Annotated in this window: 5 protein-coding genes; all 5 read right to left on the reverse strand. The window is 66.7% G+C overall.

What is annotated here, in order from left to right; translation table 11 throughout:
* Nucleotides 1–28: 28 nt before the first annotated feature.
* Nucleotides 29–9,148 carry a type I polyketide synthase gene (locus BUB09_RS00155; protein ID WP_084083040.1) on the reverse strand — a complete coding sequence of 3,040 codons (9,120 nt, stop codon included), beginning with the start codon at nt 9,146–9,148 and terminating at the stop codon, nt 29–31.
* 61 nt (nt 9,149–9,209) lie between these two features.
* Nucleotides 9,210–10,028 (reverse strand): sulfatase-like hydrolase/transferase, encoded by an 819-nt coding sequence (locus BUB09_RS00160; protein WP_072892671.1) that lies wholly within the window; start codon nt 10,026–10,028, stop codon nt 9,210–9,212.
* Nucleotides 10,029–10,391: 363 nt separating this feature from the next.
* Nucleotides 10,392–11,027 carry a peroxiredoxin gene (locus tag BUB09_RS00165; RefSeq protein WP_072893903.1) on the reverse strand — a complete coding sequence of 212 codons (636 nt, stop codon included), beginning with the start codon at nt 11,025–11,027 and terminating at the stop codon, nt 10,392–10,394.
* Between the two features lie 64 nt (nt 11,028–11,091).
* Nucleotides 11,092–12,498: an MATE family efflux transporter gene (locus BUB09_RS00170; RefSeq protein WP_072892673.1), complete on the reverse strand. Its 1,407-nt coding sequence runs from the start codon at nt 12,496–12,498 to the stop codon at nt 11,092–11,094.
* A 396-nt stretch (nt 12,499–12,894) separates the two neighbouring features.
* Nucleotides 12,895–16,074, reverse strand: a complete 3,180-nt coding sequence (gene putA / locus BUB09_RS00175; RefSeq protein WP_072892675.1) for a bifunctional proline dehydrogenase/L-glutamate gamma-semialdehyde dehydrogenase PutA — start codon at nt 16,072–16,074, stop codon at nt 12,895–12,897.
* Nucleotides 16,075–16,337: the final 263 nt, after the last annotated feature.

Below are 16,337 nucleotides of genomic sequence, written 5' to 3' on the forward strand. Positions count from 1 at the left end.
GCGAACCTCGACATTCCGATCTCAAGCCTCACTTCAGGCCCTCGCTACCGATGCGGTTCAGCGCCGTCGACATCGTGCTTTCGGAGTCGAGCATCGCCAGCCGCACGCGGCCCTCGGCATCGATGAACACGGCGTCGTAGGCCACCGCCTGCTCATGAGCAGCGGGGCGGACGCGGAAGCGCAGCGTCAGCGGCGCAGTCGGCTTGGGCAGGCCCGGCACGCGCAGCACGCGGCCGAAGCGGCTCGGCAGCGCGCTCTGCTGACGGTTAACGCGGGCCCATATCCACGCCAACTGCGCGCCGACATCGATCAAACCCGGGTCGAACAACCAGTCGCCCTGCGCCGAGATCCAGTCCGGCAGCTGACTGACATTGACCTGCGCGTCGACACCGTCGGCGTTGACGGCGGTGATCGCCGTCAGCAGTCGGAAGCGCCCGGTGTGGAACAGCATGCGGTCGTAGGTCTGCGTGGCGTCCAGCGCCTGCCCGCTGATCGCAGGCGGCACATCAACGACCGGCGCTTCCAGGTGCTCGACCAGTCGTACCGATGCGCGATACAGCGGCGCCTTGCGGCTCGGGTCGGCGATGTCGACGGTGACGGTCTGCTCACCAGGGCCCGAATGGCTGGTGGCCTTGGCGCGGATCTCGATGTCACGCGTCGCACCCGGTTCCAGTACGACGCCGGCCAGCGTGCGCAGCTCCTGCACTTCGGCGACCTGCCAGCCCGGCCAGCCCTGCCCGACCATCTGCGCGACCCACTCGGTCGCGGCAGCCGCCGGCAGCACCGGCCGCCCGTCGATCACGTGGTCCGCCAGGTACGGGTCGCTGTCCAGGCCGAAGCGATGCGTCAGCACCAGCGCGCCACCAGCGCCCATCCGCAGCGGGCCACGAACCAGCGGGTACAGCGACGATACGGCGGCGACCGCTTCGGGCGCATCGCTGGCTTCGATCGACTGCCAAGGACCACGGCCGATGACGATCTCCACTTCATGCTTGGGGCCACAGGCCAGTTCGCGCAGGAAGTAGCGACGGCCACCATCGACCGGAATCGGCTCGATGCCGCGCTCGCGGAACTGGCGCTTGACCGCTTCGCTGGCCATGCCGGCGTCCCACGGACCCCAGTTGGCGGCGATCACGCGCGTCTCCGGCCAGCGCCGCGACAGCGTCCACGCCAGGCGATTGCATGCCTCGTTGGCGCTGGCGTAGTCGATCTGGCCCTTGTTGCCGTAGCGGCCGGCGACCGAGGTAAAGAACACCAGCAGCTTCAAGGACTCGGGACGCAGCTTTTGACTCAGGATGAAGCTGGAATCGAGCTTGGTGTTGAACACTCGGGCGAACGAATCGTCGGTCTTGTCGGCGATGCGCTTGTCTTCGATCACACCGGCACCGTGCAGCACGGCATCGATGCGGCCGTACTGCTGGTAGAGGCCGTCGATCACGCCGCCGAAGATCGCCTCGTCGCGCACGTCGCAGCTGACGTAGCCAACTTGAGCGCCGCGAGCGCGCAGCCGCTGCAGATTGCCGCGGATTTCACGCTCGGTCAGCAGCTTCTGCGCAGCGCGTTCGATGTCGACCGGCTTGGGCATCTCGCCGCGGGCGCGCGCTTGCGTCAGCAACACTTTCTTCAGCGCAGCCGCGTCGGTGGCCGCCGCCGTGTCGGGCGATTCGGCGCCCGGCTCGGGCGTGCGGCCGAGCAGCACGAAGCGGATGCCCGGCACGGCCATTTCTTCGAGCAACTCGGCGGTGATGCCGCGCGCGCCGCCAGTGGCGACGACGACCCAGTCGGCGGCCGGCTGCAGGTGCGGCGCAAACGGCGTGTCAGACAAGGCTTCTTCGACGGTGCTGACGCTGTAGCGCGCATCGCCGGTGTGCCCGGCTTCAGGCGCGCGGTCATCGGCGCACAGCTCGTCGAACAGGTGCTGCGCGATGGTGTCGTCGGTCTGGCCGTTGAAGTCGACCGCACGCAGCGTCGCGCTCGGGTACTCGTCACGGACGCAGTTCAGCAAGCCGTTGACGCCACCGGCCAACGGCGTGCCCGGTCCGACCGCATCGCGGCCGAACGTGCCGCCGAGGCGGCTGGCGGCGATCACGCGCAGATCGGCAATCGCCGTGCCGAACGGCTTCAGCAGCCGGAACAGCGACAGCACGGTGCGATCACCCAGCTGCTGCCAAGCGGCCAGCGTCGTCGGTGCATCTTCAGACAGGCCGTGCAGGTGAATCACGCCAGCAATGGCCGGATGGGCAGCGCGCGCCGCCGCAAGGCCGGCCTCGACGCCTGCTGCGTCGATGGCATCGATCCGCTGTGCCGGCAGACCGGCCTGCTGCAGTAGCGCCATCAACGGCTGCACGATCGAATCGCGCCCGCCGGCAATCAGAACCGCGCCGCGCAGCGTGACGCGCTTGCCCGACAGCGGCGCCAGGCGCGGACGAATCACATAACGCGGCACGTCAGCGACGCTGACGGCGCGCGTCGGCGCGGCCGTGACGGCCGTCGCGACCGGCGCAACGGCTGCGGCGACCGGCGCTGCGGCAGCAGCCGGCGCCTGCAGCGCCGCGAGGCGATCGAGAATCGCGGCGAGCGTCTTGGCGCGTGTGTACTGCTCCATCTGCGCCTGCATCGCGGCGGCGGTCGACTCCGGCAGCTTCTTCTGCAGCGCGCCGACGATTTCGACGCGCTTAATCGAGTCGATGCCCAAGTCCGCTTCGAGGTCAGCGTCGAGCGCCAGCATCTCGTGCGGGTAGCCGGTGCGATCGGCGACGATGTCGAGCAGCACGCTGCGGTAGTCGATCGACGGCTGCGACGGCACGCTGGCCGCGATGACGCCGGTCGTAACCGTCGCGGCAGCGACGGCAGCCGCAGCCGGGGCGCTGATCGTCGCCAACTGGTCGAGGATCGCGGCCAGCGTCTTGGCTCGCGTGTAGCGTTCCATCTGTGCCTGCATCGCAGCGGCAACCGACTCCGGCAGCTTCTTCTGCAGTGCACCGACGATCTCGACACGCTTGATCGAGTCGATGCCGAGGTCGGCTTCGAGGTCGGCGTCCAGCGCCAGCATCTCGTGCGGATAGCCGGTGCGGTCGGCGACGATATCGAGCAGCACGCTGCGATGGTCGATCGACGGCACGACGGCAACCGGTGCGCTGACGGCAACCGTCGTCGTCGATACCGAATGGTGGACCGTGGTCGTCGTCGCTGCGCCCGCTGCGAGCAACGGCTGCACGGCGTCAACGATCACGCGCAGGCTCTTGGCGCGCGTCAGCTTTTCCATCTGCGACTGCATCGCCTCGGCAACCGTCGCTGGCAGCGCCTTCTGGAACGCGCCGACGATTTCGACGCGCTTGATCGAGTCGATGCCCAGATCCGCCTCGAGGTCGGCGTCGAACGACAGCATGTCTTCCGGATAACCCGTGCGGTCGGCGACCAGCTTCAGCAGCATAGACTGCACGTCGACCGCCAGCGGCGCAGCCGACACCGACATCGTCGCATGCGTGGTCGTCGTGCTGACCGTCGTCGTCGCCGTGCTTGCCGGCGCGGATTCGGCGAGCAGCGCCGACAGCGGTGCGAGGATCGCGTTCAACGTCTTGGCGCGGGTGTAGCGCTCCATCTGCGCCTGCATCGCGGCACCGAGTTCGGCGGGCAGCGCCTTCTGCAGGCTACCGGCGATTTCGACGCGCTTGATCGAGTCGATGCCCAACTCGGCTTCGAGGTCCGCATCGAGTCCGAGCATGTCCTCCGGGTAGCCGGTGCGATCGGCAACGATGCGCAGCAGCAGCGAGGCCAGAGCGGCCGCATCCAGCGCCGCCGTGGCCGAGGTCGCCGTGGCCGCAGCGGGTGCGGCGGCCACCACGGGTGCAGCAACCGGCGCCGGCGGCGGCGGCACGGCCACCGCTGCAGCGGTCGGCACCGGCGCGATCACCGCTGCCGGTGCGGTCGTCGGAGCGAATGCGGGAGCCGACGGCATCGGCGCCAGCATCGGGGCCGGCGCCGCCATCGGCAGCGGCATCGGCGTCGTGCTGCCGCCGAGGAACTGCGAGATGACCCGTTCCTGCAATGACAGGAATTGCCGCATCGTCTCGTGATAAGCAGCGAGCGCCTCACCACTGCCCTGTACCGGCGCAGCGGGCGGCATCATCGCGGTGACCGGCGCAGCCGGCGCCGCTGCCGCCGGCGCGGGGACATGCACAATCTGCGGAGCCGGCTTGGGCGCGGTGTCAAGAATCCGCTGAATGACCGCCTGCTTGACCTCGCTGACCTGCTCCAGCGTCATCGGCGGCTGCTTGCCGGTGCGCATCACCGGGTCCGCCTGCGGCCGCGCATAACCACCGGAGATGTACCAAGCGGTGGCCGGGACTTTCGCCGGCTGTGCACGCTCGGCCAATTGAGCCGGGCTCAGCGCATCGACCGGGCGACCTTCGAACAAACGCGACACCTCGAAGTCGACACCGGCGGCGATCAGATCCGCCAAGCCAGATAGCAGGCCGCGCAAGCCGCCGCCCTGACCGTCGAGCGACACGCTGCGCGCGTCGCGACCGGCCAGCGTCGCGGCAACCATGTTGCTGCAGATGCTCTTGGGACCCAGTTCCAGGAACACGCGAACGCCAGCGTCGTACAGCGCCTGGACTTCGGTTACGAATTCGACGCTCGACAGCAGATGCGCGTCGAGTTGCGCGCGCATCGCCTCGACACCGTCGGGGTAACGTGCGCCGCTGCCGTTGCTGTAGACCGCCAGCGTCGGCTCGCGGAACTCGGTGGCCGCGATGGCCGCCGACAGCGGGCCTTGGGCGCTGGCCATCAACTCGGTGTGGAACGCACCCGACACCGGCAGGCGCGTCACGCGCAGGCCGGCAGCGGCCAGCGCGGCCACGGCCTGGTCGATCGACGCGGCCGGACCGGAAATCACGGTCTGCTCCGGCGCGTTGTGATTGGCGACGACGACGCCGGCAAACGGCTGGATCAAGCTGGCGACGCGTTCACGCGCCGCTTGGACGGCCGCCATGCCACCCGGCGTGCCGCTGCTGGCCGCATCGGCCATCACGCGGCCGCGGACGGCAGACAACTTCAGGAAGCTGACTTCGTCGATGACGCCGGCCGCATGCAGCGCGGCGAATTCACCATAGCTGTGACCGGCAGCGGCAACGGCACCGATGCCAAGGCGCCGCGCCAGGTTCAGATAGCCGATCTCCAGCGCGCCGATCGCCGGCTGGGCGAAGCGCGTATCGGTCAAGGCTTGCAGCTGGGCCTTTTCGGCGTCGGCGTTGAACGCCGACTCGGGCCAGATGCGCCGCGACAGCAGGTCCGGCAATTCGCCGAGCAGTGCAGCGTCGGCGCGTTCGACCGCGCTGCGCAGTTCTTCGACGAACAGCGCCGGCTCGCAGCCCATGTCGACGTACTGCGCGCCCTGACCGGGGAACAGATACGCGACGGCCGGCGCCGTGGCGGGACGGCTGAGCGCCAGCTTAATGTGCGGCGGCAACGGCCGCGACGGTGCGGCCAGATGCGCCAGCACCAGGTCGAGATCGGCCGCCAAGGTGTCGAGGCTGCGTGCGGCCAGCGCCAAGCTGACGCCAGCACCGCGACGACGATCGGCCTCTCGCGCCAGGCTGCGCGCGAGCACGGCCAGCGTCAGCCGCCCCTTGGCCCGGCACAAGCCGGCAACGCGCTCGACGTCGGCGCGCAACGCGGCGGCGTCGGCGGCGCGGAACACGATCAGCTCCTGCGCCCAATGGCGCGAGCCAGGCACTTCGGCGTTCGTCATGCCGTCGCGATATTCCTCGAGAACGGCGTGGAAGTTGGTGCCACCGAAGCCGAAGGCCGAAACGCCACCGCGACGCGGCGTGCCGTCAGGCCGCGCCAGCCAGGGGCGCGGCGCCTTCAGGATGAAGGCAGCCGATGCCGGATCGGCGATCGTGTCGAGCGGATCGTCGACGTTGACATGGGCCGGCTGCACACGGTGATAAAGCGACATCGCGAGCTTGATCAACCCGGCAATGCCGGCGCTGGCCTTGGTGTGACCGAGCAAGGTCTTCACCGAGCCGAGCGCGACCGAGTTGGGCTCGGCGCCGAACGACTTCAGCGCGCGCGTGATCGTCTCGGCCTCCGCCTTGTCGCCGACCGCGGTGCCGGTGCCGTGCGCTTCGATCATGCCCAGCGTCGCTGGCGTGAAACCGGCCTTGGCATAGGCACGGTTCAGCGCGCGAATCTGCCCGTCCGGACGCGGCGCGGTCATGCCGAGCGCCTTGCCGTCAGACGAGCCGGCCACCGCCTTGATGACGGCATAGATGCGATCGCCCGCTGCCTCGGCATCGGCCAGGCGCTTGAGCACGATCATGCTGACGCCTTCGGAGATGACGATGCCGTCGGCCTTCTTGTCGAACGCGCGCGACACGCCGTTGGGCGACAGCGCACCGGTCTTGGAGAAGCACATGAAGCCGTACGGGCTCTGCACGGTGTCGACGCCGCCTGCGATGGCCACGTTGCTGCGGCCCGATTCCAGCTCATTGACGGCCATCGACAGCGCCGCCAGCGAAGAAGCGCAGGCCGCGTCGACCGTGAAGTTCAAGCCGCCGAAGTCCATGCGGTTGGTGACTCGGCCCGCCGTGACGTTCAGCAGCACGCCAGCGAAGGACTCGTTGGTCCATTCCGGCAGGCGCTCGTAGGTGCCGTCGTTCAGGTCGGTGGCGAAGCGCGGCAATTCGGAGCGCACGCCATACTGCAGGCCCAAGTCGCCAGCGCCTCCCGAGGCACCCAGAATCACGCTGGTGTTTTCGCGGTCGAAGTCGCTCAGACCGGCGTCTTCGATCGCGCGGTTGACCGTCTCGAGCGTCAGCAACTGCATCGGGTCGATCGACTTCATCGAGTTCGGCGGGATGCCGTAGCGCGTCGGGTCGAACATCAACTCGTCGATGAACCCGCCCCACTTGCTGTAGATCTTGTCGCGCGCATTGCGGTCGGCATCGAAATACAGGCGCCAGTCCCAGCGCTCGCGCGGCACTTCGGTGATCGCGTTGACGCGGCCAAGCACGTTGTCCCAATACTGGTTGACGTCGGGCGCCTTGGGCAGCAACACGCCGATGCCGACGATGGCGATGTCGGACGGAGCGGCTTTTTCGATCTTGCTTTGAATGTGGTCGGTGAAACCGGCCAGCATCGCCTGCGATTGGCCGCACACCCGGTCGTGTAGATCGGCGATCGACATCGGCTCACGCGTCAGCGTCGCCACCTGGCCGATCATGTACATGCCATCGACGATCTGCTGTTCGGGCGGCACGTCGACGACCTTGCCGCTCTCGTCGCGATTCTTGCCCTTGGACGCGATGCGCAGACGACCCATGTTGAGATCTTCAAGCGTGTCGCGAATTTCGTCGGCGCTGTGGTTTTCGCGCATCAGCCGACGGCGAGCGTCGAAGAAGTCGTGCGCAAAACGCGTGTCGGCGCAGCGCGTGGCGTGCCCCGGGCCCGTCTCGAGATTGACGGTGCGCTCGCACGCAAGCGCCTGCTCCTGGAAGCCTTCGACGATGGCACCCGTGCTGACGATCTCGTGCGTAAACAGATAGGCGGTGCCCATCAGCGCACCGACCTTCATGCCGCGCTCGGCCAGCGGCACGGTCAGCGCCGCCAGCATCGCGCCCGAGGCGGCATCGCTGATGCCGCCGGCAAACATCAGGTGAATATCGGACTCGGTGCCGGGCTTCACATGCGCCAGCAGCACTTCGATCATCTGCTCCCACAACGGGAAGCTGGTGATCGGCCCGATGTGGCCGCCGCATTCGCGGCCTTCGAATACGAAACGGGTCGCACCCTGCTCCAGATACATCTTCAACAAGGCAGGAGCCGGCGCGTGGATATAGGTCTTGATGCCGCGCTGCTCGAAGGCCGCGGCCTGGTCAGGCCGGCCGCCGGCGATCAGCGCATACGGCGGCTTGCACTTCCAGATCGCCTCGCACTGCTCGTCGCGCAATGCCTGCGGGATGAAGCCCAGCATGCCGACACCCCAGACGCGGTCGCCAGCAAGCGCGGCCGTCTGCTGCAGCATCTCCAACACTTGGTCGCCCCGCATCAGCGCCAGTGCCAGGAACGGCAGCGCGCCTTCTTCGGTGACCCGCGCAGCAAAGGCCGGGCTGTCGGACACGCGCGTCATCGGGCCCTGGGCCAGCGGATAACGCGTGTTGTGCGACAGCGCCATCGGCGAGCCTTCGGCCAGATGGCCCAGCTCGGCGGCGCGGCGCAATTGGATAAAGCTCTGCTTGCGCAGCGCCTGTACCAGGCGGCCGACGCGGCCATACCGCTGGCGGTAGATCGCACCGGCACCGATGCCCTGGCCGACCGGCATCAGCGAGGCTTCGTCCCAGCCGATGCGGGCATTCATCGCGCGGCGCCAGTCATCCATCGCCAGCGTGCCGGCCTCGGCCGCACGGTTGTCGGCGTCGGACTGCTTCAGCGTCGGCGACGCCGGGCGCGCATAAACACGGCATGGCGCATCGAGCAACTCGCCGAACAAGCGCGTCTCGGCGCCGACCAGCCGCGCCAATTCGTTCTTGGTCGCTTCGGGCAGAGCCGAGTCATCGAGCAGCAGCAGCTGGTCGTCGAGCACCAAGCCGGCAGCGCCGGCCGCACGGCAACCGGCCGCCGTGTTGATGCCCACGCCGCCGCGCACGTAGACCGGCAAGCGCGTCTCGCGCAGCAGCTTCTGGATCAGGATGTAGCTGGAGTCCTCACCGACCCAACCAGGTGACTCGTGACCCTTGGCGACGATTGCATCGGGCTCGAATGGCAGGTTGGCCAGTTCGACGGCGGAGCACAACTCGACCATCAAGCGATGCCGACCATCGCCGCGCAGCGTTGCCGCATCGGCGGGCGCCGGAGCGCCGCGCAGTGCCAGCACGATCGTCAGCGGTCGCTCACCGGCCAGCTCGATCAACTGGCGCGCCAACGGCAGATGCGCCTCGTCAGTATTCAGGCCGATCCGGCCGTCGGTCGCCGCCAGCAGTCGGCGGAAGTTGGCCGTGGCGCGTGCCTCGTCGGCACAAAACTCCAGGTCGAGCAGGCCTTGGCCACCGGCGCGGGCGGCGGCTGCTGCGATACCAGGGTGCGCCCAGCCGGCGGGGGCCAGCGCAACGATGTCGAATGCTTGGCTATTGAGTTCGCGATTCATGAGGACCTGCCGTGCAACGGGACAAACCCGGACGGATGTCCGGGCGTGGAGAACGCCAAGCTCAGGGCTTGCGGCCTTCCAAGAACGGCACCTCGAGCACCTTCTCGTGCACGATCGGGCCGTGGCCGAAGTAGCCCCCTTCGCCGAAACACTCGCCGTGATCGGCGGTGATGATGAAATGCGTGTTGGTCGGGGCCTTGGAGATCAGGGCGTCGAGCACTTGATCGACATACTCGACCGTCTTGACCTGCTGGCTGTGCAACTGCTGCATCTGGTCGTCGTCGAAGAAGCGGTCCGACGTCTGCTCGCCGAGGTCGTCATCCATGCGCTTGAACACGCCGTGGACGCCGGAGATGTGCGGCAGTCCCTTGGGGTCCAGCATGTAGGGATAGTGCGTCTCGCCCAGGTTCAGGAAGTGGAAGCTGGGCTCGTCGTCGTAGAACTCGATCTCGTCGACCATCCCGGCGAAATCGTTGTGATTGGCCATCAGCTTGTAATCGTCAAAGTGACGATTCAGATGGGACATCGGGTTGAGCACCGGCATCGACACGCGGCCGACGGTACGGAACCCGTTGTCCTTCAATACCTTGGGCAAAGACAGCTGGGGCACGAAGTTCTTGAACGACAGATCCTTGATCGCCAGGCGATCGACCCACTGCGAAAACTCGTTCTTGTAGACCTCGGACGCGAAAACGCCCTTGGGGCTTTCGTGCGGAACCATGCCCATCAGGAACGTGTAGTGCGACGGCGACGTCCAGGAAGCGTACGAATAGCGGCGGCTCCCCTCGGCAATGCGGTCCATGTTGGGACGCTTGGCGCGCTGATAGCTGTCGAAGCGGCAGCTGTCCATGACGATGAACACGAGGTTATTTGCAGCCATTGGGTTTGCAACGCTCCTGATTTGGCGAGACCCCTGACCGGGTCGTCGGGACGGTTTGGAGCCGTTGAACGTCAGATTAATAACGACTCGCGGTGGAGGCTAACATGCGGATTCCAGGGCGGATATATCATTATTCCTACACGCACAAGTCGTCTGTATAGACCATACGCTGAGCATCGAAATCGGCCGGCAGAAGTGGTTTTGCCGTCGACTTCTTCGACAGATCAATCGCTTAGCCGAATTCGTCAGCTGATCGAACTGTCATATTGCCAGCGCGGCGCCACACAACGCCGAAACCAGCGCTCCAACACAAAAAAAGCCGGCCGTCTCGCGACGGCCGGCCGGCATCTAGCGACCTGAATGTCAGGCTTTGGGTTGGGGAACCACGCGCAGGTAGGGCTTGATCTCCTTCCACCCGTCCGGGAACAGTTTGCGCGCCTCATCCCCGGTGACGGCCGGCACGATGATCACGTCGTCCCCCTGCTTCCAGTTCACCGGCGTGGCGACCCTGTACTGGTCGGTCAACTGCAGCGAATCGATCACCCGGAGAATCTCATCGAAATTGCGTCCGGTGCTGGCCGGGTAAGTCAGCGTCAGCCGCACTTTCTTGTTCGGGTCGATGACGAAGACCGAGCGCACCGTGAAACGATCGCTGGCCTTGGGGTGAATCATCCCGTACAGGTTGGCCACCTTGAAGTCAGGATCGGCGATCAGCGGGAAGTTCAGCGCCGTGCCCTGGGTCTCGGCGATGTCGCGGCTCCAGCCCTCGTGGTCGACCAGCTGATCGACCGACAGGCCGATCGCCTTGACGTTGCGCCGATCGAACTCCGGCTTGAGCTTGGCGGTATAGCCGAGCTCGGTGGTGCAGACCGGCGTGTAGTTCTTCGGATGCGAGAACAGAACGGCCCAAGAGGAGCCGAGCCAGTCGTGAAACCGGATCGGCCCCTCGGTGGTGTCCGCTTCGAAGTCAGGGGCGATATCGCCCAATTGCAGTGTCATCACGTTCTCCTTGCGCAGCCGCATTGCGACAGTGGCGCCTAGCATGCGCCGCAGCGGCTGAACTTCAAGGGATATGCATAGAAGGCTTGATGCCATCCGCTGCGCGGGCCTGGCGGCTGCGCACCGCAAAGCGCAGACCCAGGCCGGCGGCCGCCACGGCGAGCCCGACGATGAAGCCGCACCAGACACCGGCCGGGCCGACCGAGGTGCCGATCGACAGCCAGGCCGCCGTTGGCAACCCGGCAAGCCAATAAGCCGAAACGGTGATCGCCATCGGCAGCCGCGTGTCCTTGAAACCGCGCAGCGCACCGTTGGTCGTGGCCTGAAGGCAGTCGAAAATCTGGAAGATCGCGGCCAGCCCCAGAAACCGCACCGCCAGGTCCGCGACTTCCGGAACATCGGTGTAGAGCGACACCACGGCCCGGGCGAACAGCGCCATGCCCGCAGCGGAGACCAGTGCGAACACGCCGCCCAGGGCGATACCGGTATGACCGCGAAGCACAGCCTGGCGGCCATCGCCGGCGCCGACCGCCTGCCCGACGCGAACCGCCGTCGCCAGTCCGATCGACAACGGCACCATGAACACCAGCGACGCGAAATTGATCGCCACTTGATGGGCGGCGACAACCCGGCCGCCGAAGTGCGCCATCAGCAGCGCACCGAGCGTAAACAGCCAGGCTTCAGCAACGACGCTGGCGCAGATCGGCACGCCGAGCGTGAAGATTTCGCGCAGCTCGGGCGCAAAACGCGGCCGGGCCGAGAACAGGCGCATCGGCGCCAGCTTGGGGTCGACCCGATACAGCAGCGCATACACACCGGCCATCGCGCTGACCCCGACGACGGTCCCCCACGCCGTGCCGACGGCGCCGAGCGCCGGGAATCCCAGGTAGCCATACATCAGCGGCAAGTTGGCCAGGATGTTGACCAGCAGCGCGACGATGCCCGCGAGTACCGGAGCGCGGGTCTGACCGTTGCCTTCACAGCCGTTACGCATCACGAAGCACAGGCAAAACGGCACCGCCGCCCAGGCAATCGCGTTGACGTAGCCGCGTGCCAGTTGCTGCGTCGGCGCATCGAGGTTCAATAAGGTCAGGACCGGATCGCAGATCAGCCAGATCAGCAGCATCCACAGCAGGCCCAACACGACCGCCAGCAGGAGCGCATTGCGCAGCAGCTCGCCAGTTTCCTCGGGCGGGCGGCCGGCGCCGACGCGCTGGGCGACGATCGGCGACACCGACATGAAAATGCCCATGAAGATGATGAAGCCGAGAAACCAGATGTTGGCGCCCACGGCCACGGCCGCCAGCGCCACTGGCCCGAGCCGACCGGCCATGATCGTGTCGACCGTGTGCATGCCGACGAACGACAACTGCGCCGCAATCAGCGGTGCGGCCAGCTTGAGGTTAAGCAGGGCTTCGGCGCGCAGCAACGCACTGCGGGGGACGGGGACGGCGGGAACGGCGGTTTGCATCGGTCTGCATCGGCAAGGCGACGCGCAGGTTGGCGCGACGACCGGGGCGGCATGCTAGTGCCGGCACCAGCGAATGCCAAGCACGAGGACCCACCAGTCCGGGAGACTGAACGCCCGCATTTCCCCTCTCTCGGCGGGAGAGGCAAGCGGACATTTCCCCTCTCCCACCGGGAGAGGGGCCAGGGGTGAGGGCCTTTGAGACTCGGGCCAAGCTCAATGCTCAGACGCCCTCACCCGACGCGATGCGCCGACCTCTCCCGAGGGGAGAGGCAAGCGAGCAGTTCCCCTATCCCGGCGGGAGAGGCAAGCGGACATTTCCCCTCTCCCACCGGGAGAGGGGCCAGGGGTGAGGGCCTTCGAGACTGGGGTCAGGCTCAATACCCCGCCGCTGCACCGCTAACCGGTGCCTGCCAGCAGCCGTGCATTACCGCCGACGGCGGCCGTGTTGACGGTCAGCGTGCGCTCCGCGACCAGCCGAAGCAGGTAATGCGGGCCGCCCGCCTTGGGGCCAGTACCGGATAAGCCCTCGCCACCGAAGGGCTGAACGCCGACGACGGCACCTGTCATTCCGCGATTGACATAGCAGTTGCCGACGCGTGCCAGTGCTTGGACGCGGCGCCAGGTGCTCTCGACACGCGAATGCACGCCCAGGGTCAGCCCGTAGCCGCTGTCATTGATCGAGCCAATGACGGCGTCGAGATCGCGCGATCGATAGCGAATGACATGCAGAATCGGGCCGAAGTACTCGCCGTCGAGTTGGGCGATGTCGTCAATGGCCGCCACGGTCGGCGGAAAGTAGCTGCCGTGACGCGCAGCCTCGGGTAGCGACCGCTGTTCGAGCACCTGGCCGCGTGCATGCAGACGCGCGGCGTGACCGGCAAGCCGCGCCCTCGCCGCTTCGTCGATCACCGGACCAATGTCAGTCGACAGCAACGCCGGGTCGCCGATGACCAGCTCCTGCATCGTGCCGCCCAGCATGTGCAGCACCTTGTCGGCGATCTCATGCTGCAGATACAGCACGCGCAGCGCCGAACAACGCTGCCCGGCCGAATGGAATGCCGAGACGATCACATCCTTGACGACTTGCTCGGGCAAGGCCGACGAGTCGACGATCATGGCGTTCTGACCGCCGGTCTCGGCTATCAGGGTCGCGATCGGGCCGCGTCGCGCAGCGAGTTGGCGATTGATGGCCTGCGCAACGGCGACCGAACCGGTGAACATCACACCGGCGATCGCCGGGTCAGCACACAAGGCCGCGCCGACGTCACCGTCGCCAAGCACGCCTTGCACGACGTCAGCGGGCACACCCACTTCGTGCAACAAGCGCAGCAGCGCGATGGCGATCAGATTGGTCTGCTCGGCCGGCTTGGCGACGACCGTGTTGCCTGTCACCAGTGCTGCTGCAATCTGCCCCGTGAATATCGCCAACGGGAAATTCCATGGCGAGATGCAGACGAACACGCCCTTGCCGTGCAACTGCAATTCGTTGTGCTCACCCGTGGGTCCCGGCAGCACGGTAGGCGCCGCTTGCAGGCGCCGCGCCTCGGCCGCGTAGTAGCGCAGAAAATCGACGGTTTCGCGCAGCTCGGCGACTGCATCGGGCAGGGTCTTGCCGGCTTCGCGCACCAGCAGAAACAGAAAGTCGTCACGGCGCAGCTCGAGACGATCGGCCGCACGCTCAAGTAACTCGGCACGGCGCGCGACCGGCAACGCGTTCCAGGCCGGTTGCGCCGCTCGGGCGGCCTGCACCACGGGGCGCAGCGCAGCCGTCTCCAGCGGCTGCCAATAACCGAGCACGCGGCGTCGATCAGCAGGATCGGTGATGGCGATACTGGGGCCGGCAGCGGCCACCGACACGGCAACGGCGGAGACCGCGCGATGCTCGGTGCGAAGACCGGTCATGGCGGACGCCAGTTGGCGCAGGGCGGACTCGTCCGCCAGATTGAAACCGGCCGCATTGCGACGCGCACTGCCGTAGAGGTCGATCGGCAGCGGCAGCGCCGGGTTAGCTTTGACCGGCATCATGCGCACCGCAGCGACCGGATCTGCGACCAGCCGCTCGGCGTCGACTTGCTCGTCATAAATGCGGTTGACGAACGAGGTATTAGCGCCGTTTTCGAGCAGTCTCCGCACCAGATAGGGCAACAGATCTTCGTGCGAGCCCACGGGTGCGTACACGCGGCACGGTGCCGGCCAGTCTTCGCGGACAACGTCATACAAGGCCTCGCCCATGCCGTGCAGTCGCTGGAACTCGTAACCCTGTCCGGAACGTTCGCGGTCGTCATCACCTGCATAGGCGCGGATCGCAGAGATCGTGTGCGCGTTGTGCGTTGCGAACATCGGATAGAAGCGGTCGCGCTGCAACAACAGCTTGCGCGCGCAAGCCAGATAGCTGACATCGGTGTTGGGCTTGCGCGTGAACACCGGATAGCCCGCCAAGCCTTGCTCCTGACTGCGCTTGATTTCGGTGTCCCAGTACGCGCCCTTGACCAGGCGGACCGCCAAGGGTCGGCCGGCGCGAACGCTCAGCGACTCGAGGTAGTCGATCAGCGCTGGCGCGCGCTTCTGAAACGCCTGCACGGCCAGACCGAAGCCGTTCCACCCGGCCAGCGATGCGTCGACAAACACCGGCGACAGCACGTCCAACGATAACTCGAGCCGATCGGCTTCCTCCGCATCGACCGTCAGACCGATGTTCTGCGCACGCGCCATCTGCGCCAGCGCGAGCAATCGCGGCGTCAGCTCGGCCAGCACGCGCGGGCGCTGCGCAAACTCGTAGCGAGGATGCAGCGCCGACAGCTTGATCGAAATGCCGGGCCGCTGGCTGACATCACCGCTGCGATTGGGATCCGGGCTGCCGCCGATGGCCTCGATCGCATCGCGATAGGCGGTGAAATACCGGTCGGCATCGGCCTGCGTCAGCGCGGCTTCTCCCAGCATGTCGAAACTGTGCAAATAGCGCTGTTGATCGCCGCTGCGGCGATTCGCCAGCGCTTCGCCGATGTTGCGCCCCATGACGAACTGATGGCCCATCAGCTTCATCGCTTGGCGCACGGCCAAACGGATCACCGGCTCGCTGCTGCGTCCGACCATGCGATTGATCGCCGCGCGGAAGTTGCCAGCGGTTTGCGGCGACAGCCGGACGATGCGGCCGGTCAGCATCAAGCCCCAGGTCGATGCGTTGACGAACAGCGAGTCGCTGCGACCGAGGTGTTTCTCCCAATCGGCTGCCGACAACTTGTCGGCGATCAAAGCCTCGGCGGTTTCGTCATCCGGTATGCGCAGCAGCGCCTCGGCCAGACACATCAGCAGCACACCTTCTTCCGACGACAGATCGTACTGGCGCATGAAGGCATCAAGCGGGCTCTGGCCACCCTTGATCGCGCGTACGGCCCGCACCCAATCGGCAGCACGTCGCTGTACGCGAGCGGCCTGCTCGTGCGGCAATTCCGCCCACGCGGCAAGTCGATTGACCAAGCCCGTTTCGTCGGCGAGCCAGTGGTCCGCCATCGCCGCAAACAGCGCGTCCCGCGTTGGTGGCGCATCGGCGAAAACGAAGGCATCGGTCGGGGCCATGGGGGTCTTCCGGGCAGCGTGCGGCGTCGGGCGATAGCGCATTGTAGGAGTGCCCCCCAGCCTTGCCTGCAGGGAAAGAACCCAGTGCCGGTGGCTGACATTGCTCAGGGCACGCACCGTGCGGCATCAGCAGCTGCGCCGCCGGTCGGCATCGAGCCGCATTACCGACCCACCGGTCGCAGCATCGGTGGCAGGCGATGTGGCAGGCTGAAGCTTCAGCCTCAGGCAAGCCGGTGCTGACAAGACTCGAAAACAACAACGAC

This window comes from Hydrocarboniphaga daqingensis (assembly GCF_900129825.1).
In the GTDB taxonomy this organism is placed as follows: domain Bacteria; phylum Pseudomonadota; class Gammaproteobacteria; order Nevskiales; family Nevskiaceae; genus Hydrocarboniphaga; species Hydrocarboniphaga daqingensis.